The sequence below is a fragment of the Kitasatospora sp. NPDC101183 genome (assembly GCF_044767945.1).
In the GTDB taxonomy this organism is placed as follows: Bacteria; Actinomycetota; Actinomycetes; order Streptomycetales; family Streptomycetaceae; genus Kitasatospora.
On record NZ_JBIWOW010000004.1, the window covers coordinates 319,687 to 344,062 of the forward strand.

The window sequence follows — 24,376 nt, forward strand, 5'->3', positions numbered from 1 at the left end:
CGGTGGGCGGGTGCAGACTCGCAGGTGGCCGCATCGACCCCTTCGAAGGGCTCAGCATCGTGATCACCACCGATTTCCCCGTCGGCTCGCCCTGCTGGATCGACCTGGGCACCCCTGACATCCCCGCCACGGCCGCCTTCTACGGCGCCGTCCTCGGCTGGACGTTCCAGGAGGTGCCCGAGACCGGGGGGTACGGCTTCCTCCTGCTGGACGGCAAGCGCGTCGGCGCGCTCGGGCACCTGGACTCGGGTGCCCGCTCCGCCTGGACGACGTACTTCCTGACGGCCGACGCGGACGCCACCGCGAAGGCCGCCGAGCAGGCGGGCGGTGCGGTGCGCGTCCCGCCGATGGACGTCATGCAGGAGGGCCGGTTCGCCGCGCTGACCGACCCGCAGGGCGCCGAGTTCGCGATCTGGCAGGCGGGGAGCACCAAGGGGCTGGACGCGGTGTCGGTGGACGACGCGCTGTGCTGGGCGGAGCTGCACACCACCGACCTGGATGCCGGATTCGGCTTCTACCAGCGGCTGTTCAGCTGGCGGGTGGAGAACTTCGAGCCGTCCCCGGGCATGAGCTACCGGGTGATCTCCGCCTCCCAGGGCGACCAGGACGAGACGAGCTTCGGCGGCATCGCCCCGACGATGGCCCCGGGGCAGCCCGCCGCCTGGACGCCGTACTTCGCCGCCTCGGACGTGGACGGGACGGTCGCCAAGGCGACGGCGGCCGGTGGCTCCGTCCTGATGGGGCCCGAGGACGTGACGAACGTCGGCCGCATCGCCTGGCTGGCGGACCCGAACGGCGCGCCGTTCGCCCTGATCAAGGGCGAGCCCCGGCAGTGAGCAGGAACGGGCCCGCCGACAGACACATCGGCGGGCCCGTAAAAACACATCACCGCACCGGGTGCCCGGCCTCCCGCAGCGCGCCCTTGACCTCGCCGATGCGCAGGTCCCCGAAGTGGAAGACGCTGGCCGCGAGCACCGCGTCCGCCCCCGCCTCGACGGCCGGGGCGAAGTCCGCGAGCTTGCCCGCCCCGCCGGAGGCGATGACCGGCACGGAGACGGCCTTGCGGACGGCGCGGATCATGTCCAGGTCGTAGCCGTCCTTGGTGCCGTCCGCGTCCATCGAGTTGAGCAGGATCTCCCCCGCCCCCAACTCGGCGGCGCGGCCCGCCCATTCGACGGCGTCGAGGCCGGTGCCCTGCCGCCCGCCGTGGGTGGTCACCTCGAAGCCTGAAGGGGTCTCCACGCCGGAGGGGCAGCGCCGCGCGTCCACCGAGAGCACCAGCACCTGCCGCCCGAAGCGCTTCGCGATCTCGCGGATCAGCTCCGGCCGGGCGATGGCCGCGGTGTTGACCCCGACCTTGTCGGCGCCGGCGCGCAGCAGCTTGTTCACGTCCTCGACCGCGCGGATGCCGCCGCCGACGGTCAGCGGGATGAACACCTGCTCGGCGGTGCGCCGGACCACGTCGTACGTGGTCTCGCGGTCGCCCGAGGAGGCGGTGATGTCGAGGAAGGTCAACTCGTCGGCGCCCTCGGCGTCGTAGAGCTTGGCCATCTCGACCGGGTCCCCCGCGTCGCGCAGGTTCTGGAAGTTGACGCCCTTGACCACCCGGCCGGCGTCCACGTCCAGGCAGGGGATGACACGTACGGCGAGGGTCACGACAACGAACCTTCCAGCGATTCCAGAGTTTGCGCCAACCCGGCGCGGTACGCGTCGAGTTCGATCTCGACGAGCATCCGCGAGTCGACGAAGCCCTGCACCGTCAGCAGGGCCGTCACCGGGCGCACCTCGCCGAAGAGTTCGAGGTGGGCCCGGCTCGCCGCGTCCACGTCGCGGGCATGGGTGATGTACATCCGGGTGCGGACCACGTCCGCCGCCGTCAGGCCGTACGCGGCCAGCGCGTCCAGCGCGTTGCCGAAGGCGGCCAGGGTCTGCTCGTAGGGGTCGCCCTCGCCGCGGAGCACATCGTCCACCAGCGGGCGGGCGCCCGACACGTGGACGTGGTCGCCGGCGGCGATCGCCTGCACCGAGCCGATCACGTCCTCCCAGCGGGAGAACCCGCCGACCCTGCCGCGCACCACCTGACGCTCCGTCATGCCGAGACCGCCTCCAGCGCCTCTTCGAGGGTGAACTTCTGCTCGTAGAGTGCCTTGCCGACGATGGCGCCCTCGACTCCCACGCCGGTCAGGCCGGCGATGGCGCGCAGGTCGTCCAGGGAGGAGACGCCGCCGGAGGCGACGACCGGGCGGTCGGTGGCGGCGCAGACGTCGCGCAGCAGCTGGAGGTTAGGGCCGGTCAGGGTGCCGTCGCGGTTGACGTCGGTGACGACGTAGCGGGCGCAGCCCTCGGCGTCCAGGCGGGCCAGCACGTCGAAGAGCTGGCCGCCGTCGCGGGTCCAGCCGCGGCCGCGCAGGGTGGTGCCGACGACGTCGAGGCCGACGGCGATCTTGTCGCCGTGCTCGGCGATGGCCTTGGCGACCCACTCGGGGGCCTCCAGGGCGGCGGTGCCGAGGTTGACCCGGGTGCAGCCGGTGGCGAGGGCGCGGGCGAGGGACTCGTCGTCGCGGATGCCGCCGGACAGCTCGACCTTGATGTCCAGGGCGGCGGTGACGTCGCGCAGCAGCTCGTAGTTGGAGCCCGTGCCGAAGGCGGCGTCCAGGTCGACGAGGTGCAGCCACTCGGCGCCGGCGTTCTGCCAGGCGAGGGCGGCGGCCAGCGGCTCGCCGAAGGAGGTCTCGGTGCCGGAGGCGCCCTTGACCAGGCGGACGGCCTGGCCGTCGCGGACGTCGACGGCGGGAAGCAGCTCAAGACGACTCATCAGTTACACAACTCTCAGGAGGTCAGAGGGTGTTGACCCAGTTGGTCAGCAGGGCGGCGCCGGCGTCGCCGGACTTCTCGGGGTGGAACTGGGTGGCCCACAGCGGGCCGTTCTCGACGGCGGCGACGAACGGCTGCCCGTGCGTGGCCCAGGTGACCATCGGCGGGTTGATCCGCGCGCTGTGGGTCTCCAGCTCCCAGTGCCGCACCCCGTAGGAGTGCACGAAGTAGAAGCGGGTGTCGGCGTCGAGGCCGGCGAACATCCGGGTGCCCTCGGGGGCCTCCACGGTGTTCCAGCCCATGTGCGGCACGACGGGGGCGTCCAGCGGCTCGACGACGCCGGGCCACTCGTCGCAGCCGGGCGTCTCGACGCCGTGCTCGACGCCCTTCTCGAAGAGGATCTGCATGCCGACGCAGATGCCCATGACGGGGCGGCCCCCGGCGAGGCGGCGGCCGATGATCCAGTCCCCGCGCACCGACTTCAGGCCGCGCATGCACGCCTCGAAGGCGCCGACGCCGGGGACGAGCAGGCCGTCCGCGGCCATGGCGGTGTCGTAGTCGGAGCTGACGGTGACGTTCGCCCCGGTCCGCTCCAGGGCGCGCTGCGCGGAGCGGAGGTTGCCGGAGCCGTAGTCGAGGACGACGACGTTCTTGCCCATGTTCAGGTGTCCAATGTCTCTCTACAACCGAGCTACAACCGAGCTGCAACGGAGCAGCAACAGAGCTACGACGGGGCTACAGGCGCAGCAGGCCCGAGGCCAGGCACATCACCGAGCCGAAGGCGAGCACCAGGATGACGCCCTTCGACTGCTTCTGCTTCCAGAAGGAGATCACCCCGCCGGCCAGGAAGAGGCCGACGAAGATGAGGATCATCGCGGTGTTGTTCACAGCGCACCCTTGGTCGAGGGGAGGATGCCGGCCGCGCGCGGGTCGCGCTCGGAGGCGTAGCGCAGCGCCCGGGCGAGCGCCTTGAACTGGCACTCCACGATGTGGTGCGCGTTGCGACCGTACGGCACGTGGACGTGCAGGGCGATCTGCGCCTGGGCGACGAAGGACTCCAGGATGTGCCGGGTCATCGTCGTGTCGTACGCGCCGATCATCGGCGCGATGCCCTCGGGCTCGGTGTGCACCAGGTACGGCCGGCCGGAGAGGTCGACGGTGACCTGGGCGAGGGACTCGTCCAGGGGCACGGTGCAGTTGCCGAAGCGGTAGATGCCGACCTTGTCGCCGAGGGCCTGCTTGAAGGCGGCGCCGAGGGCGAGGGCGGTGTCCTCGATGGTGTGGTGGGTGTCGATGTGCAGGTCGCCGTCGGTCTTGACGGTGAGGTCGAACAGACCGTGGCGGCCGAGCTGGTCGAGCATGTGGTCGTAGAAGCCGACGCCGGTGGAGATGTCGGTCCGGCCGGTGCCGTCGAGGTCGATCTCGACGAGGACGGAGGTCTCCTTGGTGGTGCGCTCGACGCGTCCGACGCGCGAATCGGGGGACATGAGGGGTTGCAGCTCCTTGATCACGGTGCGGACGGCGTCCAGGAAGGCGTCGTTCTCGGCGGGCGTGCCGGCGGTGACGCGCAGCCACCCGGGGACGCCGTTGTCGCGGACGAGGACGCCCTGGTCGAGGATCGCCCGCCAGACGGCGTGGGTGTCGGCGAAGCGGCCGAACTGGACGAAGTTGGCGTCGGAGTCGGTGACCTCCAGGCCCATCGCCCGCAGCGCCTCGACCAGCCGGTCGCGCTCCTCCTTGAGCCGGCCGACGTACCCGAGCAGGGTGTCGGTGTGCTCCAGGCAGGCCAGCGCGGTGGCCTGGGTGACGGCGGACAGGTGGTACGGCAGGCGCACCAGCTGGACGGCGTCGACGACAGCGGCGTCGGCGGCGAGGTAGCCCAGGCGCAGCCCGGCGGCGCCGAAGGCCTTGGACATGGTGCGGCTGACGACGAGGTTGGGGCGGCCCTCGATCAGCGGCAGCAGCGAGGGGCGGTGCGAGAACTCGACATAGGCCTCGTCGACGACGACCAGGCTGGGCCGGGCGGCCTGCGCGGCCTCGTACAGCCGCAGGACGGTCTCGGAGGTCACCGCCGTGCCGGTCGGATTGTTCGGCGAGCAGATGAACACCACGTTGGGCTTCTGCTCGGCGATCGTCTCGACCGCGGCCTCCACGTCGATGGTGAAGTCCTCGTTGCGCGGCCCGGAGATCCAGGCCGTGCCGGTGCCCCGGGAGATCAGCGCGTGCATCGAGTACGAGGGCTCGAAGCCGAGCGCGCTGCGGCCGGGCCCGCCGAAGGTCTGGAGCAGCTGCTGCAGGACTTCGTTGGAGCCGTTGGCGGCCCACACCTGCTCCCGTACGACGGGGAAGCCGGTGGTCCGCGTCAGGTACGCGGCCAGCCCCTCGCGCAGCTCGACCGCGTCCCGGTCGGGGTAGCGGTTGAGCCCGCGGGCGGCCTCGGCGACGCGCTCGGCGATGCGGGCGACGAGCTCCTCGGGCAGCGGGTACGGGTTCTCGTTGGTGTTGAGCTGGACGGGCACGTCCAACTGCGGTGCGCCGTACGGGGACTGGCCGCGCAGCTCGTCCCGGATGGGCAGGTCGTCGATGCGAGTCGTACGCGTGGTCACGATCCCGGCACCGTCCAGTCGAAGCGGGCCTTGATGGCGTCCCCGTGCCCGGGCAGGTCCTCGGCGTTCGCGAGGTTCACCACGTGCGCGGCGACGTCCGCCAGCGCCTCGCGGTCGTACTCGACGACCTGCACGCTGCGCAGGTAGGTCTGCACCGACAGCCCGGAGGAGTGGCAGGCGCAGCCGCCCGTCGGCAGGACGTGGTTGGAGCCGGCCGCGTAGTCGCCCAGCGAGACCGGGGTCCAGCGGCCGATGAAGATCGCGCCGGCGTTGACGACGCGCTCCGCGACGGCGTGGGCGTCCCGGGTCTGGATCTCCAGGTGCTCGGCCGCGTACGCGTTGACCACGGCGAGGCCCTGCTCCAGGTCGTCGACCAGGATGATGCCGGACTGCCGGCCGCCGAGCGCCTCGGCGACGCGCTCGCTGTGCTTGGTCCGCGCGACCTGCTCGGCCAGCTCGGCCTCGACGGCCTCGGCCAGTGCCGGGGAGTCGGTGACGAGCACCGAGCCGGAGGTCGGGCCGTGCTCGGCCTGGCTGATCAGGTCGGCGGCCACGTCGGAGGCCACCGCGCTGTCGTCGGCGAGGACGGCGATCTCGGTCGGGCCGGCCTCGGAGTCGATGCCGATCCGCCCGGCGAAGTAGCGCTTGGCGGCGGCCACGTAGATGTTGCCGGGGCCGGTGACGACGTTGACCGGCTTGCACTCCTCGGTGCCCAGGGCGAACATCGCCACCGCCTGGGCGCCGCCGACGGAGTAGACCTCGTCGACGCCGAGCAGGGCGCAGGCCGCGAGGATCGCCGGGTGGACGCGGCCCTCGAACTCCTTCTGCGGGGGCGAGGTCACGGCGATGCCGCGCACCCCGGCCTCCTGGGCGGGCACCACGTTCATCACCACGGAGGACGGGTAGACGGCGAGCCCGCCCGGCACGTACAGGCCGACCCGCTCCACCGGCACCCACCGCTGGGTGACGGTGCCGCCCGGCACCACCTGCGTGGTGTGCCCGGTGCGGCGCTGGTCGGAGTGCACGGTGCGCGCCCGGCGGATCGACTCCTCCAGGGCCGCGCGCACCTTCGGGTCCAGCGTCTCCAGGGCCTCGGCCAGCTGCTCGGCCGGGACGCGGGTGGTCTCCAGCCGCACGCCGTCGAACCGCTCGGTGATCTCGATCAGCGCCGTGACCCCGCGATGGCGTACGTCCTCGGCGATCGGCCGCACCGTCTCCAGGGCGGCCGCGACGTCGAACTCGGCACGGGGCAGCAGGTCACGCGGGTCGTTGGTCGAGCCGCGGAGGTCGATTCGAGAGATCACGCCACCCAGTGTAAGGAGTGCCCGGAACCGCTGGTCCCGCATTTCAGTCCGTGATACGAAAGGCGAGACGACCGGGGGACGGGGGAAACCGTGGTGCAGAGCGTTCCGGACCACTGGACGGACACCGAACGGGAGCTGTGGGAGGCGTACCGGCAGGGCAACGTCTTCGACCGCCGTTTCGGTGACGCGGACACCGACGACCCCTTCGGGGACGCGGTCTGGGGCCCCGAGCGCACCGTCCGCTCCGAGGTCGTCGCCCATCTGCTGCTCGCCGGCCCGGAGGCCGTCCCCGGCCGGGTCGCCTCGCTGCGGATGAACGGCGTGCTCGTCACCGGCCCGCTCAGCCTCGCCGGCGGCCGGATCGCCCACTACGTGGAGCTGTACAGCTGCCGCTTCGACCACAAGGTGCTCGTCTCCGAGGCCGAGGCCAGCACCCTGCGCCTGGTCGACTGCCTCATCCCCCGGCTGGAGGCCTCCCGGCTGACCACCACCGGCGACCTCCACCTGGCCCGCTCCCGCGTCCCCGAGGGCATCCGGCTCACCGACGCCAAGATCGGCACCGACCTGCTGCTCAACCTGGCCAAGGTCGGCGGCGACCGCTACGGCCGGGCGATCTCCGCCGACGGGATCACCATCCACCAGGACTTCGAGGCCGAACGCATCGAGGTGGACGGGGAGTTGAGTATCCGCACCGCCCGGATCGGCGGCCGCCTCTCCCTGCGCGGCGCCCAGCTGCGCGCCGCCCCGCAGAACCGCACCTGCCTCAACGCCGTCCGCGTCACCGTCGGCCACACCCTCTACCTGACCGGCTCGGCGGACGGCGGCTGGCTCGGCTCCCGCAGCTACTACGGCTCCGGCTACGGCGAGACCGCGCCCCCGGACGGCCCGATCACCCCGTTCCGCGCGTACGGCCGCGTCCGGCTCTCCGACAGCCGCTTCGACGGCGCCTGCCTGATATCCGGCGAGTTCCACCTGGAGGAGGGCGACGAGCTGTCGCTGCGCCGCATCCACACCCCGGAGCTGCGCTTCACCTGCCGCAAGCGCCCGACCGGCACCGTCTCCCTGTCCCGCGCCCGCGTCGGCAACCTGGTCGACACCCCCACCGCCTGGCCGCGCGGCAAGCACCTGGGCCTGACGGGCTTCGTCTACGAGGTGCTGCGCCCGGCCGAGGCCTTCACCATCCAGCAGCGCATCGCGTGGCTGGAGGGCTCCTCGGTGGACTTCCAGCCGGAGTCCTACGAGCAGCTCGCCTCCGCCCTGCGCCGCGACGGCGCCGACGACGACGCCCGCGAGGTGCTGTACGCCAAGCAGCGCCGCCGCCGGGCGACCCTGCCGCTGCCCGGGCGCCTGTGGGGCCACGTCCAGGACGTCACGGTCGGCTACGGCTTCCGCCCCGGCCGGGCGGGCCTGTGGCTGCTGCTCGCCTGGGCGCTGGGCAGCCTCTGGTTCCACGCGCGCCCGCTGGAGCCCCTCAAGCCGGACGAGCACCCGCACTGGAACCCGGTGCTGTACACCCTCAACCAGCTGCTGCCCATCGTCGACCTCAACCAGGGCGCCTGGAACCCGGGCGGGATCGACCAGTGGCTGACCGCCGGGCTGGTCGTGGTCGGCTGGCTGCTCGCGTCCACCTTCATCACCGGCGCGACGCGGATGCTCCAGCGCGGCTGAGGCCCGTGGCGGGTGGCGCTCCCCCGGGCCTGTGCGACACGCCCGGGCCCGGGGGAACTACGCTGTCCGCCGTGACAGAACGGCTGCCGCTCTTCCCGCTGAACACCGTGCTCTACCCGGGCCTGGTGATGCCCCTGAACGTCTTCGAGGAGCGCTACCGCCGTCTCGTCGCCGATCTGCTCGACCGGCCCGGCCAGGCGCCGGACGCCCCGCGCCGCTTCGGCGTGGTCGCCATCAAGGACGGCCGCGAGACCGCCCCGGTGCGCCCCGACGAGGGCCCCGCCGGCCCGCTGGACGGCCTCGGCACCGTCAGCGGGGACGCCCTGGAGGCGCTGTTCCACATCGGCTGCGTCGCCGACGTCACCTCCGTCGAGCAGCAGCCCGACGGCCGGTACGAGCTGCTGGTCACCGGCACCACGCGCTTCGCGCTGCGCTCGGTGGACACCTCCGGGCCGTACCTGACCGGCGAGGTCGTGCCGGTGGAGGAGCACTCCGGGGCCGGCTCCGGTGCCCTCGCCGCCGAGGTCGAGCGGGCCTTCCGGGTGTACCAGACGCGGCTGGCGGGCGCCCGCGAGGCCACCACCGTCGGCCGCCAGGAGCTCCCGGACGACCCCCAGGTGCTCTCGTACCTGGTCGCCGCCGCCTCGGTGTTCGAGACCCCGGTCAAGCAGCGGCTGCTCGCCTGCCCGGAGACCGCCCAGCGGCTGCGGCTGGAGCTCGACCTGCTGCGCCGCGAGTCCTCCGTCCTCAGCTGGCTGCCCTCGCTGCCGGCCGTCGACCTGACCCGCCAGTCCTTCAGCCCCAACTGACCCCCGACTGACCCCCAGCCGCCCCCGGGAGCGACGCATGGCCAAGAAGAGCAGGAAGGGCGGCCAGGGCACCCCCGCGACCGTCGCCCTGGAGAGCGCCGCCGTCGCCTTCACGGTGCACGCGTACGAGCACGACCCGGCCGCCGCCTCCTACGGCGGGGAGGCCGCCGAGGCCCTGGGCGTCGCCCCGGAGCGGGTGTTCAAGACCCTGGTCGCCGACGTGGACGGCGCCCTGACGGTCGGCGTCGTCCCCGTCGCCGGGCAGCTGGACCTCAAGGCCCTGGCCGCGGCCGTCGGCGGCAAGCGCGCCGCCATGGCCGACCCGGCCGCCGCCGAGCGCAGCAGCGGCTACGTCCTGGGCGGCATCTCCCCGCTGGGCCAGCGCCGGGCGCTGCGCACGGTCGTGGACGAGGCGGCGCTCGGCCACCCGACGGTCTACGTGTCGGCGGGGCGCCGCGGCCTGGAGGTCGAGCTGGCCCCGGCCGACCTGATCGCCCTCACGGGCGCCGTCACGGCCCCGATCGCGCGCGCCTGAGACGGGCCCTGCAAAAAAAAGCGGGGCGGGAGGCCCGTACCGGAACCTCCCGCCCACCGTGACGTCTCAGGGCGTCCTGTCCTGCGGAGAGTGCGGAGAGTCCTGCACGGGCGCCTCCGGGAGGCTCCCCGCCGGAATCCCCCAGTAGGGCGGCGGGTCCTCCTCGCGCTTGCCGAAGGCCGCCGACAGCGCGAGCAGCACCACCATGGCCGTCATCGGCCACACCAGCAGCGCGCCCAGCGCCCCGAGGTCGATGCTCGCGTCGAAGTGCCCGCCGTTGCCGACCCTGCGGGCCTCGCCGATCAGGTCGTTGCTCGGACCGAGCCACCGGCCCAGCCGCCAGGCGCCGATCGAGCCGAGCAGCCCGCCCGCGGCCAGACCGACCGCGACGGAGATCCCGCCGCCCCGGCGCCTGGTCAGCAGGAAGGCGCCCAGCGCGGTGAGGATGCCCGCGCCCAGCCCGATCAGCACGAACACGGCGTCGGCCCCGGCGCGCTGCTCGCCCTCCGGGTCCGCGTAGAGGATGCGGTCGCCGTCCACGATCAGCGGCACCTTGGGCGCCAGCCAGGCCCACAGCACGGCCATCACCACGCCGACCACCAGGCCGGCGAGCACCGCCAGGGCCCCGATCCGCAGCTCGTCCCGCAGCCGCTCCCCCGGCGTGCCCACCGGCTCGCCCGGCACCAGCCCGTGCGGCGGCAGCGGCACGCCCGCCAGGTCCGCCGGCGGCGGCGCGAACGGGTCGGGGGCGTCGCCCTGCGCGGCCCGCACGTCGGCGTGGGAGCGATCCGGAGGTGTGTTCGGTACGGTCACGGGCCCCATCGTTTCACGCCGGTCGTCGAAACGACCGAACAGCCCTCCAAAGATCCCCACGGGCCGTACTAACGGGAGACGGCCCGCCGGTACGCCCAGGTGGCCAGGGCCAGCGACACCACGCCCACCCCGGCGCAGACGCCGAGGTCCGCCGCGACCATCCCCCAGTCGGGGCTGGCGGTGAAGGTCCGCGCGAAGGCCTCGACCCCGTACGTGGACGGCAGCAGGTCCCGCAGCCACAGCACCGGCTGCGGCAGGTGGTCGACGGGCAGCACGCCCAGCAGCAGCGCCGCCGACATGCCCATCTGCCCCAGCATGGTGGCGATCTCCTGCCGGGGCGCCAGCAGCCCGCAGGCCGCGCCCAGCCCGGCCAGTGCCGCGCCCGCCAGCGGCACGACGGCCAGCAGCACCCACAGCTGCCCCAGCGGCAGCCCGAACATCACGGCGCCCACCGCCGCCGTCACCAGCGTCCCGGGCAGGGTGAAGGAGGCGTACGCGGCGGCCGCGCCCAGCACCACGGAGGCGGCCGGCACCGGCAGCGTCCCGTAGTGGTCCAGGCCGCCGGTGGCCCGCAGCCGCCCGAAGTACTGCGCCAGCAGGTTGAGCGCCACGAAGGCGACGACCAGCACGCTCGACCCGGCGACCACCGACCGCGCCGCCGAGGTCTGCCCGGCGTCCACCACGCCGCGCATCATCACCAGGATGCCGAGCGACTGGAAGGTGGCCACGAACAGCAGCGGGATCCGCGCCACCCGGGCCCGCGCGAGCTGCGCCCGGTACACGGCGGCGAGCGCGGGCAGCAGCCGGGCGGCGGGGGCGAGCGGGGCGGGGGCGCCGGCCCGCCGGTCGGCCTGCGGCGGCGCCGAGAGCAGGGTCACTTGGCCAGTCCTCCGTGGCGGCCGCCGAGCTTGAGGTAGGCGTCCTCAAGACTCGGCGTGGCGAGGGTGAAGTCGTCCAGCGCGGCGAAGGCCGGGCCGGTGGTGACGGCGGCGACGAGTTCGCGGGCCTGCTCGGGGGTGGTGCGCACCGTCCAGCGGCGGCCGGTGCGCTCGGCCCGGTCGGCGAGCGCGGCCACGGCCGGTACGCCGAGGGGGGCCTCGTCGCGCCAGACCAGGTCGAGCCGGACGTCGCCGTCGACGAGCGCCTTGAGCCCGCCGGGGGTGTCGCAGGCGATCACCCGGCCCTCGTCGACGACGGCGACGCGGTCGAGGACGGTCTCCGCCTCGATGACGTTGTGGGTGACGAGCAGCACCGTCGTCCCGTGCTCGGCCCGCCGCCGGTCGACGGCCGACCAGACGGCGCGGCGCGCCACCGGGTCCATGCCGGTGGTCGGCTCGTCGAGGACGAGCAGCGGGCGCTCCCCGACGAGGGCGGCGGCGAAGCAGGCCAGGCGGCGCTGCCCGCCGGAGAGCTTGGCGAGGGGGCGCGAGGCGATCGTCTCCAGGCCGACCTCGGCCAGCACCTCGGCGGTGGCCGCCCGGGCCCGCGCCCGGGAGAGGCCGCGCAGCCGTCCGGTGGTCTCGGCGGCGAGGGCGACGGTCAGCTCGTCCAGCGCCGTGGACTCCTGCCCGAGGTAGCCGAGCAGCCGGGCGGCCCGTTCGGGGTGGCGGACGACGTCGTGGCCGAGCAGGTCGACCGTCCCGGAGTCCGGGCGCAGCAGGCCGGTGAGCTGGCGCACCAGGGTGGACTTCCCGGCGCCGTTGGGCCCGAGCAGGCCGAAGACCTCGCCCTGGCGGACGGTGAGGCTGATCCCGTCGTTGGCCCGGATCTCGCGCGCGGCGGCGCCCCGGCCGCTGCGGTACGTCCGGACGAGGTCGCGTACGACGACGCAGGGCGGGGTCTCCTGGGGTGCTCGCCCGGCCGTCTGGTTCACGACCGAAGACTCTACGCGCTCGTACGGGCGGCCCGGACAACGGGGCCCCGCCCGGGAGCACCTCCGGTCATTCGTCGACGACCATCGACCCGCCGGGGACCTGACCGGCCAGCTCCTTCCAGAAGCCGGCCCTGATCGCGTAGCGGTCGTGCTCGTCGATCTGGTCGTCCTTGTGCGCGAGCAGGCCGAACCGGGCGGCGTAGCGCAGGAGTTCGCCGTCGACCCGGTGCGGGATGCGGGGGTAGTCGGGCCACAGGACGGTGAGCTTCTCGACGTCGCCGAGGCGGTCGCTCCAGCGGCGGGCGAAGACCTGCCCGACCTCGTGGGCGTCGCCGCCGATGGAGGTGATGTCCTCCTCGCGGTCGGCCCAGCGCTGTTCGGCGGTGGTCAGCTGGGCGAGGGTGGGCAGGCCGTCCCCGGCGCAGACGGCGGGCTCGGGGGCGGGCCGGTCGACCCAGCCCCGGTCGGAGGACCAGCGCAGCACCGGGCCGCTGGCGGCGTGCCCGTTGGCGTGCGCGTGCGCGTGCCCGTTGGTCTGGGCGCCGCCGTGGCCGTTGGCGGCGGTGATCGGGGTGACGGGGGTGACGGCGGAGGCGCGGCCGGCGAGGTCCTTGGGCGTGGGGACGACCCGCAGGGTGGCGGCGGCGGGCTGCGGCTGCCCGTTGGCGGCGGCGGGCGCCTCGGGCGCGACGGCGGCGGCGGCCGGGGCGACGGCGGGCGGCACCACGCCGGGCAGCGCCGCGGGCTGGGCGGGCGGAGCGGCGAGGATCTTGGCGATCTCGTGCCGGGCGGCGCCCGAGCCGGGGGCGGGGTAGGCGCCGGTGGTGGTGTCCCGCAGCGAGAAGGAGGCCTCGATCCACTCCCGGTCGAGGACGCGCCGCTCGTCGGCCTCGCCCACGAGGTCCTCGGACTGGTTGAAGTCCCCGTCCGCGGCCTGGAGCGCCCACAGGTGGACGGCGACACCGTGCTCCTTGGCCGTCATCATCCCGGGCAGGAGGTCCCCGTCGCCGGTGATCAGCACGACGTCGGCGCAGGCCCGGTTGCGGGCGAGCTCGGACAGCTCGGCGTGCATCGCCGCGTCCACGCCCTTCTGCACCCAGCGGCCCTCGGCCCGGGTGAGCGCGCCCAGGCGCACGGTGACGCGGGGCAGCACCCGCAGGCGGCGGTGCTCGGGCATCGGGCGGCGGTCGGGGGCGGCGTCGAACCAGTAGATGCGCAGCAGCGGCAGGCCCGTCTCGGCCTCGGCGCGCTCGCGCAGGGCGGAGATCAGCGCGGTGTGGTTGACGGTGACCTTGGAGCGGGAAGGGTCCCCGGCGAGCAGGCTGGCGGCGGCGCCCAGCAGGTATCCGGCATCCACCAGGACGACACAGCGGTCCATCCGCGCACCTTCTTTCCGCTCGCCCTCGGGGGTTCTGGCAGGGTGGGCGGTCGCCCGGACGCCGGGCGTGTGGGGTGAGGGGTCCCCGTGGCCGCCCGATCGTTGGGTCACCTTTTCCCCGAGGTTCACGCGCCCAACCTCGGAGGATGTCCCGGTACCGCAACAGACGCCCCAACGAGTCGCAAAGACGCACGAAGGCGGGCCCCGTACAACGAGGGGCCCGCCTTCGGGTCACAGCACGGTTCAGCCGTTGAGCTCAGCGGCGACGAGTTCGGCCAGCTGGACGGCGTTGAGGGCGGCGCCCTTGCGCAGGTTGTCGTTGGAGACGAACAGCGACAGGCCGTGCTCGACGGTCTCGTCGCTGCGGATGCGGCCGACGTAGCTCGGGTCCTTGCCGGCGGCCTGGAGCGGGGTGGGGATCTCGGACAGCTCGACGCCGGGGGCGCCGGCGAGCAGCTCGGCGGCGCGCTCGGGGCTGATCGGGCGCTCGAAGCGGGCGTTGATCTGCAGCGAGTGGCCGGAGAAGACCGGCACGCGCACGCAGGTGCCGGACACCTTCAGCTCCGGGATGCCGAGGATCTTGCGGCTCTCGTGGCGGAGCTTCTGCTCCTCGTCGGTCTCGTTGGAGCCGTCCTCGACGATCGAGCCGGCCAGCGGCAGCACGTTGAAGGCGATGGGGCGCTTGTAGACCTTGGGCTCGGGGAACTCCACGGCCCCGCCGTCGCGGGCGAGCGCCGAGGCGCCCTCCACGACCTTGGCGGCCTGGTCCTGCAGCTCGGCGACGCCGGCCACGCCGCTGCCGGAGACGGCCTGGTAGGTGGCGACGACGAGCGCGGCCAGGCCGGCCTCCTCGTGCAGCGGGCGCAGCACGGGCATGGCCGCCATGGTGGTGCAGTTGGGGTTGGCGATGATGCCCTTGGGGCGGTCGGCGATGGCGCCGGGGTTGACCTCGGAGACGACCAGCGGCACCTCGGGGTCGCGGCGCCAGGCGGAGGAGTTGTCGATGACGACGGCGCCGGCCGCGGCGACCTTGGGGGCCAGGGCCTTGGAGGTGGAGCCTCCGGCGGAGAAGATCACGATGTCCAGGCCGCTGTAGTCGGCGGTGGCCGCGTCCTCGACGGTGACCTCGGTGCCCTGCCAGGGCAGGGTGCGCCCGGCGGAGCGGGCCGAGGCGAACAGGCGCAGCTGCTCCACCGGGAAGGCGCGCTCCGCCAGGATCTCGCGGACCACCGCGCCGACCTGACCGGTGGCCCCGACGATGCCGATCTTCATTCCGACCACTCCTCCGAATGTGCTGTCTACAGCCGACCTCCGCCCATCATGCCTTGTCACGGAGGTGGAACGACCTGGTATTCCACGTACTGAGCGCCGACTAGAGGTCCAGACCATTCGCGAGGGCCAGCGCGGCCTCGACCTCGGCGTGCCCGGCCGGCAGCAGCGGCAACCGTACGTCCGGGGTAGGGATGCGGCCCTGGGCGTGCAGCACGCCCTTGGTGACGGCGGGGTTGGGCGCGGTGAAGGCGGACAGCGCCAGCGCCGTGAGCCGGTTCCCGAGCTCGCGGGCCCGCTCGACCTCGCCGGCCCGCCAGGCGCGCTCCAGCTCGACGAAGCGGGCGGTGGCCAGGTGCGCGGAGGCCAGGATGCCGCCGGCCGCGCCGACCGCCAGCATCGGCGAGAGGAAGGCGTCCTCGCCGGTCAGCACCGCGAACCCCTCGGGGGTGTCGGCGAGCAGCTCGGCCGCCGTCTGGTCGAGGCCGCCGGTGGCGTACTTGACGCCCACCACGCCCTCGATCGCGGCGAGTTCGCGCAGCGCGGCGGTGGAGAGCTGCTGCCCGGTGCGGTACGGGATGTGGTAGACGATCAGCGGCAGCGGGCTGCTCGCGGCCAGCGCCCGGAAGTGGGCGACGGTGCCCGCCTCGCCGGGCCGGACGAACGCGGGGACGGTCACCAGCGCGGCCGCGGCCTGCGGGGTCCGGGCGGCGAGGGCGGTCAGCGACTCGGCGGTGGCCCGGGTGTCCCCGCCGCTCGCGCCGACGATCAGCTGGGCCCCGTACGCGGCGCAGACCTCGGCGGTGACGTCGGTCACGGCCTGGCGCTCCTCGGCGGTCAGGGCGGCGGGCTCGCCGGTGGTCCCGAGCGCGACCAGCCCGGCGGCGCCGGAGTCGAGCAGCCCGCCCGCCAGCTTCTGGAGGGCGTCGAGGGCGACGGTGCCGTCCTCGGCGAAGGGGGTGATCAGGGGGACGTAGATGCCCTTGAGGTCCATGTCCACGATCCTCGGGGCAGTGGATCACCCGGGTCCAGTTCACGTTTCCGACGCTTCTCGTAAGCTGAGCCGATGCTCGACGTCCGACGCCTGCGCCTGCTGCGCGAACTGGCCCACCACGGCACCATCGCCGCCGTCGCCGAGGCGCTGTCCTTCAGCCCTTCGGCGGTGTCCCAGCAACTGTCCGTCCTGGAGAAGGAGGCCGGCGTCCCGCTGCTGGAGCGCACCGGGCGGCGGGTGACGCTCACCCCGGCGGCGGCCGGGCTCGTCCGGCACGCGGAGGCGGTGCTCGCCCGACTGGAGCAGGCGGAGGCCGAACTCGCCCACGCCAAGCGGGGGTTGGCGGGCCCGCTGCGGATCGGCACCTACCCCTCGGCGGCCCGGGCGATCATCCCCGGGGTGCTGGCCGAGCTGGCCGCCTGGCACCCTGCGCTGGAGCCGATGGTCACCGAGGTCGACCCGGCGGGCGTCGGCGCCGCCGTGCGCGCGGGCGAGCTGGACGTGGCGCTGGTCCACGAGTACGACCTCGTCCCCGCCGAACCGGAGCCGGGCCTGGCGGTGACCAGGCCGGTCTTCACCGAGCCCATGTACCTGGCCGCCCGGGCGCCGGGGACGCTCGCCGAGCACCGCGAAGCGCCGTGGATCCTGTCCCCGCCCGGCACGCTCTGCCACACCATGGCCGTGCGCGCCTGCGAGGCGGCGGGCTTCACGCCGCGCGTGCGGCACCAGATCGACGACTTCACCACCGTGCTGGCCCTGGTCGGCGCGGGCCAGGGCGTCGCCCTCGTCCCGCACCTGGGCACGGCCGGGCCGCCGCCCGGCGTGGTGCTCACCCGGCTGCCGATGTACCGCCGCACCCGCGCGGCCTTCCGCGCGGGCGCGGGCAGCCACCCGGCCGTCTCCGCCTTCGTCTCGGCCCTGCACACCTCGGTGCCCCCGGGCCTGTCCAGCGACGGCGCCTGAGCGCCTGGTTCCCCGAGTTCGCCGTCAGTTCCCCGTCAGTTCCCCGAGTTCGCCAGGCAGCTCGGCCCGAGCAGCTGCTTGAGGTCCCCGAACAGCGCCGGGTCCGACTTCACCCGGTGCCGGTCCAGCCGCAGCACCGTCGTCCTGGTGCGGCCCTCCAGCCGCAGCCGCACCTCCGTCGACCCCTTGTGGTGGACCAGCACCTCGCCGAGCCGGGCCACCAGCGGCGGGGTGACCTTGCCGGTCGGGATGTTGATGACGATCGGCGCCTCGGCGTGCGCGTTCGACAGGTCGGGGGCGGACAGCTCCATGCCCATCAGCCTCGGCACGTCCTCCCGCTTGTCGAGCTTGCCGCGCACGAACACCACGGCGTCCTCGACGAGTTGGGAGGCGACCAGCTGGTAGCTCGCCGGGAAGAACATGCAGTCGATGGAGCCCGCGAGGTCCTCCACCGTCGCGATCGCCCAGGCGTTGCCCTGCTTGGTCATCTTCCGCTGGAGGCCCGAGATGATGCCGCCGATGGTGACGATCGTCCCGTCCGGCCGCTCCGCGAGGTCGGCGACCGCGCAGTCCGCCTTGTCGGCGAGCAGGTGCTCGATGCCGTGCAGCGGGTGCGAGGAGACGTACAGGCCGAGCATCTCCCGCTCCTGGGTGAGCAGGAAGGACTTCTCCCACTCCTCCTCGGAGAAGACGACGTCCAGCCCGAAGCTCGGCTCGTCCGCCGTGGCGTCGCCGCCGAAGAGGTCGAACTGGCCCTCCGCCTCCTTGCGCTTCACCCCGACGACGTTGTCGATCATCGGCTCGAACTGCGCGCTGAGCCCCTTGCGGGTGTGGCCGAGGGAGTCGAACGCCCCGGCCTTGATGAGGGATTCGACCGTCCGCTTGTTGCAGACCACCGACTCCACCTTCTCCAGGAAGTCGGGGAAGGAGGAGAACTTCCCCTTGGTCTTCCTGGTCCGGATCATCGACTCGACCACCGGGCCGCCGACGTTGCGGATGGCCGTCAACCCGAAGCGCACGGTGGTGTCACCGTGCGGGGTGAAGTCCGAGTCCGACTCGTTGACGTCCGGCGGCAGCACCTGGATGCCCATCTTGCGGCACTCGTTGAGGTAGACCGCCGACTTGTCCTTGTCGTCCTTGACGGAGGTCAGCAGGCCGGACATGTACTCGGCCGGGTAGTTGGCCTTGAGGTACGCCGTCCAGTACGAGACCAGCCCGTACCCGGCGGTGTGCGCCTTGTTGAAGGCGTAGCCGGAGAAGGGGACGAGGACGTCCCAGACCGCCTGGATCGCCGCGTCCGAGTACCCGCGCTCGCGGCAGCCCTTCTGGAAGGGGACGAACTCCGCCTCCAGGATCTCCTTCTTCTTCTTGCCCATGGCCCGGCGCAGCAGGTCGGCCTGGCCGAGCGAGTACCCGGCGAGGATCTGCGCGGCCTTCTGCACCTGCTCCTGGTAGACGATCAGGCCGTACGTGGGCCGCAGCACCTCCTCCAGGGGCGCCTCCAGCTCCGGGTGGATCGGGGTGATCTCCTGCTGGCCGTTCTTGCGCAGCGCGTAGTTGGTGTGGGAGTTGACGCCCATCGGGCCCGGCCGGTACAGCGCCAGGACGGCCGAGATGTCCTCGAAGTTGTCGGGCTTCATCAGCCGCAGAAGGGAGCGCATCGGCCCGCCGTCGAGCTGGAAGACGCCGAGGGTGTCGCCGCGGGCGAGGAGTTCGTAGGTGGGCCTGTCGTCGAGCGGCAGCTTGAGCAGCTCGATCTTCTCGCCCTTGTTCCTCTCGATCGCCTTGACGGCGTCGTCCATGATCGTGAGGTTGCGCAGGCCGAGGAAGTCCATCTTGAGGAGGCCGAGGCCCTCGCAGGTCGGATAGTCGAACTGCGTGATGGTCACACCGTCGGTGTGCCGGGTCCAGACCGGGATGTGGTCGGTCAGCGGCTCGGAGGACATGATCACACCGGCCGCGTGCACGCCCGGCTGGCGGATCAGGCCCTCGATGCCGCGCGCGGTGTCGATGACCTTCCGCACGTCCGGGTCGTTCTCGTACAGCCCGCGGATCTCGCCGGCCTCGCCGTAGCGCGGGTGGCTGGAGTCCGTGATCCCCGACAGCGGGATGCCCTTGCCCATGACGTCCGGCGGCATCGCCTTGGTGATGCGGTCGCCCATCGCGTACGGGTAGCCGAGGACGCGCGAGGAGTCCTTGATGGCGGCCTTCGCCTTGATGGTGCCGTACGTGACGATCATGGCGACCTTGTCGGAGCCCCACTTCTCCGTCACGTAGCGGATCACGTCGCCGCGCCGGCGCTCGTCGAAGTCGATGTCGACATCGGGCATGGAGATGCGCTCGGGGTTGAGGAAGCGCTCGAAGATCAGGCCGTGCGGGATCGGGTCGAGGTCGGTGATGCCCATCGCGTACGCCACCAGCGAGCCGGCCGCCGAACCGCGGCCCGGGCCCACCGCGATGCCCTGGCTCTTCGCCCACATGATGAAGTCGGCGACCACGAGGAAGTACGCCGGGAACCCCATCTGGATGATGGTGTCCATCTCGTACTCGGCGAGCTTCCTGTGCTCCTCGTCGTAGCCCTCCGGGAAGCGCCAGGCCATGCCCTCCCAGACCTTGGACCGGAAGAAGTCCGCCTCGGACTCGAAGCCCTCCGGGATCGGGAACCGGGGCATCAGGTTCCTGAACTGGAACATGCCCTCGGTGTCGACCCGGGAGGCGACCAGCAGCTGGCTGTTGCGGCAGCCCTCCTGCCAGGCGTCCGAGGAGTCCAGGGCGTACATCTCGGCGGCCGACTTGATGTAGTAGCCGGTGCCGTCGAACCGGAAGCGGTCCGGGTCGGAGAGGTTCTTGCCGGTCTGCACGCACAGGAGCAGGTCGTGGGCGCCCGCGTCCGCCTCGGTGGTGTAATGCGAATCATTAGTAACAACCGGCGGGATGCCCAGCTTCCGGCTGATCTCCAGCAGCCCGTCGCGGACGCGCTTCTCGATGTCGAGGCCGTGGTCCATCAGTTCCAGGAAGTAGTTCTCCCGGCCGAAGATGTCCTGGTAGTCGGCGGCCGACCTCAGCGCCTCGTCGAACTGCCCCAGCCGCAGCCGCGTCTGCACCTCGCCGGACGGGCAGCCGGTGGTGGCCATCAGGCCGCCGGACAGCTCGGAGATCAGCTCCTTGTCCATCCGGGGCCACTTCACCAGCCAGCCCTCCGCGTAGGAGCGCGAGGTCAGCTTGAAGAGGTTGTGCAGGCCCTCCTTGTTCCGGGCCCAGATCGTCTTGTGGGTGTACGCGCCGGAGGCCGAGACGTCGTCCCGCTTCTGGTGCGGCTGGCCCCACAGAATGCGCTTGGTGTTCGAGCGCGACTCCGGCGCGACGTACGCCTCGATGCCGATCACGGGCGTGATCCCGGCGTCCGTGGCCTGCCGGTGGAACTCGGCGGCGCCGTACATGTTGCCGTGGTCCGTCATCGCCACATGGGTCTGCCCGAGGCGCTCGACCTCCTTGAACATCTGCTTCAGCCGGGCGGCGCCGTCCAGCATCGAGTACTCGGTGTGGACGTGCAGATGCGCGAACGGCTGGTCGCTCAAGGCGGGGCCTCCGGGGGCTCTGGTGCTGGGCTGGCGGGCCGGCGAACGCGCAGGTCACAGGGTGGAGGGCCTGGAAACGAATGTGGCCCGAACCACCTCACGGGGCCCGGACCACCACTCACACGTTCACCCGTCCACTCTAGCCCGCCGACCCCCCGCACAACCTCCGGCCCGCCGCCTCCCGCACCTCCCGCTCCTCCATCGGATCGTCCCGCAGATACCGCAGCCGGGCCTCCACCTCCGCCTCCTCCGGGGCGTGCCGGACACCCAGCAACCGGGCCCGCTCCTCGCAGTCCCACAACGACTCGACGAAGGCCTCGTCCGCACCCTCCGCCCCCATCGCCGCCAGCGCCTCCAGATAATCCGTCCGCTCGTACGAGTGCGGCGTCCACAGCCAGAAGCGGCGCAGCACCGGGACGGCCCCGCCCGCCCGGGCGCCGAACCGCGCCAGCCCGCGCCCCAGGTGGTCGGGCCCGCACCAGTGGCCGTCCTCCCAGAGGCTCTCCAACTCGGCCAGCAGGGCGGGCAGGTCGCTCTCGTCGCCGTGGTCGGCCAGCACCCCCGTCCCCAGCCAGGCGAGCCACTCCTGCTCCGAGGCAGCCCACTCCCGGGCGGCCGGCACCGCCCGCTCGGCCAGCGGCTCCAGCGCCCGGGCCAGGTACGGCAGCGGGCGGGTGCCGTCGGCGGCGCCCAGCCCGGGCACCAGCGGGATCAGCCGGGGCTCCGGTGGGCGGCGCGACAGCGCGCGCAGCGCGGTCCCCTTGGCGCCCTCGGACGCCGCCGGGTCGCGCAGCAGGTCCAGCAGGCGCGCGGTGTCCCGGTCCGGGCACGGGTCCGGCGGCCGCTGCCAACGCCGGGACCGCGCGTCCTCCTCCTCCGGGACGAACCCGGGCAGGGCCGCCCGGGCCTCCTCGGAGCCGCCGAGCACCAGCAGTTCCAGCACGCTCCCCGCCCGGTACCGGGTGTCCTCGTCCCCGGCGGCCAGCAGTTCGACCACCGGGCCGAGCGGCAGCTCCAGGTCCCGGATCAGCCGGGCCAGGTACAGGTACCGGTCGTCGGTCTGCGTGTCCCAGCGCCAGTCCCGCCGGATGCACTCGTACACCACGCCGGCTGCGGCCGCCAGGTCCTCCGCCGCCATCAGCGCGCCCAGCCCCCGCCCCCGCTGCACCAGGCCCAGGAGGCTCGCCGCCGACGCGTGCCCGTGTGTCCACTCCGTCACGGGGCCGCCCTGCCGGAGCGCCCGGCGCCGCCGAGACGCTCGGCGGCGGCCTCCCGCACCCGCGCCTCCTCCATCGGATCGTCCCGCAGGTACCGCAGCCGGGCCCCCACCTCCGGCCGCTCCGGCGCATGCAGCACGCCCAGGAGGCGGGCCTCCGCTTCGCAGTCCCACAGCGACTCGACCGCCGCCTCCCCCGTGCCCGGGGAGCCGATGGCGATCAGCGCCTCCAGGAAGGCGGCCCGCTCGTACGAGTGCGGGGTGTGCAACCAGAACCGGCGCAGCAGGGAGGCCGCCCCGGCGGCGTCCGGGCCGAAGCGCGCGAGCCCCCGCGCCGGCGCGGCGGGGCCGCACCATCGCTGCTCCACCCAGGACCGTTCCAACTCGTCGATCAAGGTGGGGATATCGGCCTCGACCGCCTCGGGGACGCACTCCGGCTTGCGGGACGGGGTCGCCTCCCCCGCCAGCAGAGCCAGCACCTCGGCGGCCCGCTCCCGGGTGCCCTCGTCGCCGGCCGGCATCTCGGCCACCGGCCCGACCGGCAGGTCCAGGTCCCGGATCAGCCTCGCGAGGTACAGCGCCCGATCATCCGTTTGTCGGTCCCAGCGCCACTCGTAGCGGATGCAGCCGTAGACGAGTTCGGCGGCTGCCCCCGCGTCCTCGGCGGCGATCAGCGCGCCGTTGCCCCGGCCGCGCTGGAGGAGTCCGAGGAGCGTGTTCGGCGGTGCGTGGTCGTACATGGGAGCAATCGTGCCGCAGCCCCCGGCACGCGGGGGCGGCGGGGGCCGGCGGTCAGGCGTCCTCGTCGGGCGGGGTGGCGCGGAGGGCAGTGATGACGCCCAGGGCAACGGTCGCGAACGCGAGGGCGAGGAGGACGGCGAAGGCCGCCCCGATCAGGAATCGCACGTGGTCTCGCGATCGGCGTCGAGGAGGAGGGTGAGGAGGTTCAGGAGCGTCGAGAGCGGGGCCGTGTTGAAGCAGACGAGCACGCGGCCGTCGATGGTCCTGTCCGTGGTGGAGGAGGGGAAGACGAGACCGAACTTGCGGCCCCGCTCGTGGAGTTCGCCCAGGAGCGAGCGGACGTGGTCGTCGGTGAAGCCCAGGAGCTTGGGATCACCGGGCTTGATGGGGTAGCGGCGGGCCATCAGGCGGCGTCCTGCTTCAGCTCGAACCAGACGGACTTGCCGCGTTTCTGGGGGTCCACGCCCCACCGGTGGGTGAGCCCCTCGACGAGTTGGAGCCCCCGCCCGGACTCCGAGAGGAGATCGGGGGTCTGCGCGGTCGGGAAGGCGGTGCTCTCGTCGGAGACGGAGACCCGGAGGAGGTGGTCGATCGAGATGATCTGGACGATCGGCGCGGGGGTGTCGCCGTGCCGCCAGGCGTTGACGAGCAGCTCACAGAGCGCGAGTTCGGCGTCGAAGATGACGGACGGCGACCAGCCCACGCGGGACATCGTGTCGTGCAGCGACTGCCGGGCGAGGGCGAAGGAGGGCATGTTGAGGTGACGCATGGGACTTCTCCCGAGATGCGATGAAGTGACTTGAGGATCACCAGAGTTGACGATCCATCGGATCGATGCGAGATTGACGATACCTCAGCCGAATCACATGTGATTTGAAATCTGGAGAAGTTCACTCCCAGGTGGACCCCACAGGCGACAACACGGCAGACTTGGGACACATCGGCAAGGAAGGAACCAATGCCGCCACGACTCAACCCCACGCTCCGTCAACGCCGCATCGGCACCGAGCTTCGGAAGATGCGCGAGGCCGCTGGTTTGCCAACCGGCATCCTGAGCAGAGCCCTTGGCATTGACCGGACTCAGGTCAGCCAGATAGAGGCGGCCAAGGTCGGAGTCAGCCCGGAACGTCTCCGCTCCTTCGCCGCTGCCTGCAAGTGCATGAACGAACCGCTCATCGACGCCCTTGAGGTGATGGTCCAGGAGCGATCCAAGGGCTGGTGGGAGGAGTATCGCGGCACCATCCCGGACGGATTCCTCGAGATCGCCGAGTTGGAGAAGAGCGCGGCCGGCCTGGTCCAGTGGGTCGTCACCCACATGCCGGGCCCCTGTCAGACCATCAGCTATGCCTCGTCAACCTTCGGACGTCTGATCCCTCCACTGCCTCGACACGAGCTGGAGGCCCGGACCACGTTCAGGATGCAGCGCAAAGCCGATCTGCGCCGCGATCAGAAGCCGATCACCTGTTTCATCTACGAGTCTGTGCTGTGGACCCGCTTCGGAGGCACCCCGATCCTTGTGGAACAGCTCGACTCGCTCATCGAGGACTCCGAACAGCCCTGGATGACCATCCGAGTCGTACCCTTCGACATCCACACATTCCCTGGCGCTGTCGAGAACCTTGTCCATGCGATCGGCGCGGTGCCAGAGCTCGACACCATCGAGGTCGAATCATCCCGAGGCCCCGTATACGTGGATGCTGCCAGCGAGTTGGCCAGCTATCGGGCCATCTTCGAGCGCACCGAATCACTGGCGCTCAGCGAGAGCAGCTCCCGTGACCTGATTCGCAAGATCGCGAGAAACCTTTGAAAGGCTCA

General features: G+C 72.6%; 24 protein-coding genes and 1 pseudogene. 6 read left to right on the forward strand and 19 right to left on the reverse strand.

The genetic code is table 11. The features are described 5' to 3' along the window. The first annotated feature begins 59 nt into the window (after nucleotides 1-59). Entirely contained in the window at nucleotides 60-836 is a 777-nt protein-coding gene (locus ACIRRS_RS07200) for a VOC family protein (protein ID WP_402966242.1), read from the forward strand. Between the two features lie 49 nt (nucleotides 837-885). Here ACIRRS_RS07200 and hisF read toward each other — a convergent pair whose 3' ends face one another. From hisF to hisD, 8 genes and pseudogenes are all read right to left on the reverse strand, one after another. Then, a complete protein-coding gene (gene hisF, locus ACIRRS_RS07205; protein ID WP_402966244.1) occupies nucleotides 886-1,656 on the reverse strand; it encodes an imidazole glycerol phosphate synthase subunit HisF in 771 nt (256 codons plus the stop codon). Next, a complete protein-coding gene (locus ACIRRS_RS07210) occupies nucleotides 1,653-2,093 on the reverse strand; it encodes a Rid family hydrolase (RefSeq protein WP_402966246.1) in 441 nt (146 codons plus the stop codon). Before ACIRRS_RS07210 ends, hisF begins: the two co-directional genes overlap by 4 nt. Then, nucleotides 2,090-2,815 carry a bifunctional 1-(5-phosphoribosyl)-5-((5-phosphoribosylamino)methylideneamino)imidazole-4-carboxamide isomerase/phosphoribosylanthranilate isomerase PriA gene (gene priA, locus ACIRRS_RS07215; RefSeq protein WP_402966248.1) on the reverse strand — a complete coding sequence of 242 codons (726 nt, stop codon included), beginning with the start codon at nucleotides 2,813-2,815 and terminating at the stop codon, nucleotides 2,090-2,092. The genes ACIRRS_RS07210 and priA overlap by 4 nt, the downstream gene beginning before the upstream one ends. A gap of 22 nt (nucleotides 2,816-2,837) precedes the next feature. Beyond that, the gene (gene hisH, locus ACIRRS_RS07220) at nucleotides 2,838-3,473 is read right to left on the reverse strand and encodes an imidazole glycerol phosphate synthase subunit HisH (protein WP_402966250.1); all 636 of its coding nucleotides are present in this window, start codon (nucleotides 3,471-3,473) and stop codon (nucleotides 2,838-2,840) included. A gap of 76 nt (nucleotides 3,474-3,549) precedes the next feature. Further along, complete coding sequence (locus ACIRRS_RS07225; protein ID WP_402966252.1) at nucleotides 3,550-3,702, reverse strand: hypothetical protein; 153 nt, start codon at nucleotides 3,700-3,702, stop codon at nucleotides 3,550-3,552. Next, a complete protein-coding gene (gene hisB, locus ACIRRS_RS07230; RefSeq protein WP_402966392.1) occupies nucleotides 3,699-4,301 on the reverse strand; it encodes an imidazoleglycerol-phosphate dehydratase HisB in 603 nt (200 codons plus the stop codon). The genes ACIRRS_RS07225 and hisB overlap by 4 nt, the downstream gene beginning before the upstream one ends. Nucleotides 4,302-4,313: 12 nt before the next feature. Next, nucleotides 4,314-5,420, reverse strand: a pseudogene (locus ACIRRS_RS07235) (histidinol-phosphate transaminase); the annotation flags it as partial. Continuing rightward, a complete protein-coding gene (hisD, locus tag ACIRRS_RS07240; protein ID WP_402966254.1) occupies nucleotides 5,417-6,724 on the reverse strand; it encodes a histidinol dehydrogenase in 1,308 nt (435 codons plus the stop codon). The pseudogene ACIRRS_RS07235 and the gene hisD, both read right to left, overlap by 4 nt. A gap of 93 nt (nucleotides 6,725-6,817) precedes the next feature. Here hisD and ACIRRS_RS07245 point away from each other — a divergent pair, with 93 nt between their 5' ends. The 3 genes from ACIRRS_RS07245 (at nucleotide 6,818) to ybaK (ending at nucleotide 9,736) form a co-directional block, all read left to right on the forward strand. Continuing rightward, a complete protein-coding gene (locus ACIRRS_RS07245; RefSeq protein WP_402966256.1) occupies nucleotides 6,818-8,392 on the forward strand; it encodes an oxidoreductase in 1,575 nt (524 codons plus the stop codon). Nucleotides 8,393-8,463: 71 nt separating this feature from the next. Next, nucleotides 8,464-9,201: an LON peptidase substrate-binding domain-containing protein gene (locus tag ACIRRS_RS07250; protein WP_402966258.1), complete on the forward strand. Its 738-nt coding sequence runs from the start codon at nucleotides 8,464-8,466 to the stop codon at nucleotides 9,199-9,201. Nucleotides 9,202-9,238: 37 nt separating this feature from the next. After that, nucleotides 9,239-9,736 (forward strand): Cys-tRNA(Pro) deacylase, encoded by a 498-nt coding sequence (ybaK, locus tag ACIRRS_RS07255; protein WP_402966260.1) that lies wholly within the window; start codon nucleotides 9,239-9,241, stop codon nucleotides 9,734-9,736. A gap of 66 nt (nucleotides 9,737-9,802) precedes the next feature. On the opposite strand, the gene ACIRRS_RS07260 is transcribed toward ybaK, so the two are convergent. The 6 genes from ACIRRS_RS07260 to ACIRRS_RS07285 form a co-directional block, all read right to left on the reverse strand. Next, nucleotides 9,803-10,549, reverse strand: coding sequence for a hypothetical protein (locus ACIRRS_RS07260; protein WP_402966262.1), 747 nt, complete (start codon nucleotides 10,547-10,549; stop codon nucleotides 9,803-9,805). A 68-nt stretch (nucleotides 10,550-10,617) separates the two neighbouring features. Continuing rightward, the gene (locus ACIRRS_RS07265) at nucleotides 10,618-11,427 is read right to left on the reverse strand and encodes an ABC transporter permease (RefSeq protein WP_402966264.1); all 810 of its coding nucleotides are present in this window, start codon (nucleotides 11,425-11,427) and stop codon (nucleotides 10,618-10,620) included. After that, a complete protein-coding gene (locus ACIRRS_RS07270; protein ID WP_402966266.1) occupies nucleotides 11,424-12,422 on the reverse strand; it encodes an ABC transporter ATP-binding protein in 999 nt (332 codons plus the stop codon). Before ACIRRS_RS07270 ends, ACIRRS_RS07265 begins: the two co-directional genes overlap by 4 nt. A gap of 67 nt (nucleotides 12,423-12,489) precedes the next feature. Further along, a complete protein-coding gene (locus ACIRRS_RS07275) occupies nucleotides 12,490-13,800 on the reverse strand; it encodes an NYN domain-containing protein (protein ID WP_402966268.1) in 1,311 nt (436 codons plus the stop codon). 243 nt (nucleotides 13,801-14,043) lie between these two features. After that, a complete protein-coding gene (locus ACIRRS_RS07280; RefSeq protein WP_402966270.1) occupies nucleotides 14,044-15,072 on the reverse strand; it encodes an aspartate-semialdehyde dehydrogenase in 1,029 nt (342 codons plus the stop codon). A 100-nt stretch (nucleotides 15,073-15,172) separates the two neighbouring features. Further along, nucleotides 15,173-16,063 carry a dihydrodipicolinate synthase family protein gene (locus tag ACIRRS_RS07285; protein WP_402966272.1) on the reverse strand — a complete coding sequence of 297 codons (891 nt, stop codon included), beginning with the start codon at nucleotides 16,061-16,063 and terminating at the stop codon, nucleotides 15,173-15,175. Nucleotides 16,064-16,135: 72 nt separating this feature from the next. On the opposite strand from ACIRRS_RS07285, the gene ACIRRS_RS07290 reads away from it, so the two are divergent. Next, on the forward strand, nucleotides 16,136-17,026 hold the full coding sequence (locus tag ACIRRS_RS07290; RefSeq protein WP_402966274.1) for a LysR family transcriptional regulator: 891 nt from the start codon (nucleotides 16,136-16,138) through the stop codon (nucleotides 17,024-17,026). 35 nt (nucleotides 17,027-17,061) lie between these two features. On the opposite strand, the gene dnaE is transcribed toward ACIRRS_RS07290, so the two are convergent. The 5 genes from dnaE to ACIRRS_RS07315 form a co-directional block, all read right to left on the reverse strand. Further along, nucleotides 17,062-20,604, reverse strand: a complete 3,543-nt coding sequence (gene dnaE, locus ACIRRS_RS07295) for a DNA polymerase III subunit alpha (RefSeq protein WP_402966276.1) — start codon at nucleotides 20,602-20,604, stop codon at nucleotides 17,062-17,064. 139 nt (nucleotides 20,605-20,743) lie between these two features. After that, complete coding sequence (locus tag ACIRRS_RS07300; protein ID WP_402966278.1) at nucleotides 20,744-21,823, reverse strand: hypothetical protein; 1,080 nt, start codon at nucleotides 21,821-21,823, stop codon at nucleotides 20,744-20,746. Continuing rightward, nucleotides 21,820-22,560, reverse strand: a complete 741-nt coding sequence (locus tag ACIRRS_RS07305; RefSeq protein ID WP_402966280.1) for a hypothetical protein — start codon at nucleotides 22,558-22,560, stop codon at nucleotides 21,820-21,822. The genes ACIRRS_RS07300 and ACIRRS_RS07305 overlap by 4 nt, the downstream gene beginning before the upstream one ends. Nucleotides 22,561-22,713: 153 nt before the next feature. After that, nucleotides 22,714-22,965 carry a hypothetical protein gene (locus tag ACIRRS_RS07310; protein WP_402966282.1) on the reverse strand — a complete coding sequence of 84 codons (252 nt, stop codon included), beginning with the start codon at nucleotides 22,963-22,965 and terminating at the stop codon, nucleotides 22,714-22,716. Further along, entirely contained in the window at nucleotides 22,965-23,330 is a 366-nt protein-coding gene (locus ACIRRS_RS07315) for an ATP-binding protein (protein WP_402966284.1), read from the reverse strand. Before ACIRRS_RS07315 ends, ACIRRS_RS07310 begins: the two co-directional genes overlap by 1 nt. 189 nt (nucleotides 23,331-23,519) lie before the next feature. Here ACIRRS_RS07315 and ACIRRS_RS07320 point away from each other — a divergent pair, with 189 nt between their 5' ends. Then, complete coding sequence (locus ACIRRS_RS07320; protein WP_402966286.1) at nucleotides 23,520-24,368, forward strand: helix-turn-helix transcriptional regulator; 849 nt, start codon at nucleotides 23,520-23,522, stop codon at nucleotides 24,366-24,368. Nucleotides 24,369-24,376: the final 8 nt, after the last annotated feature.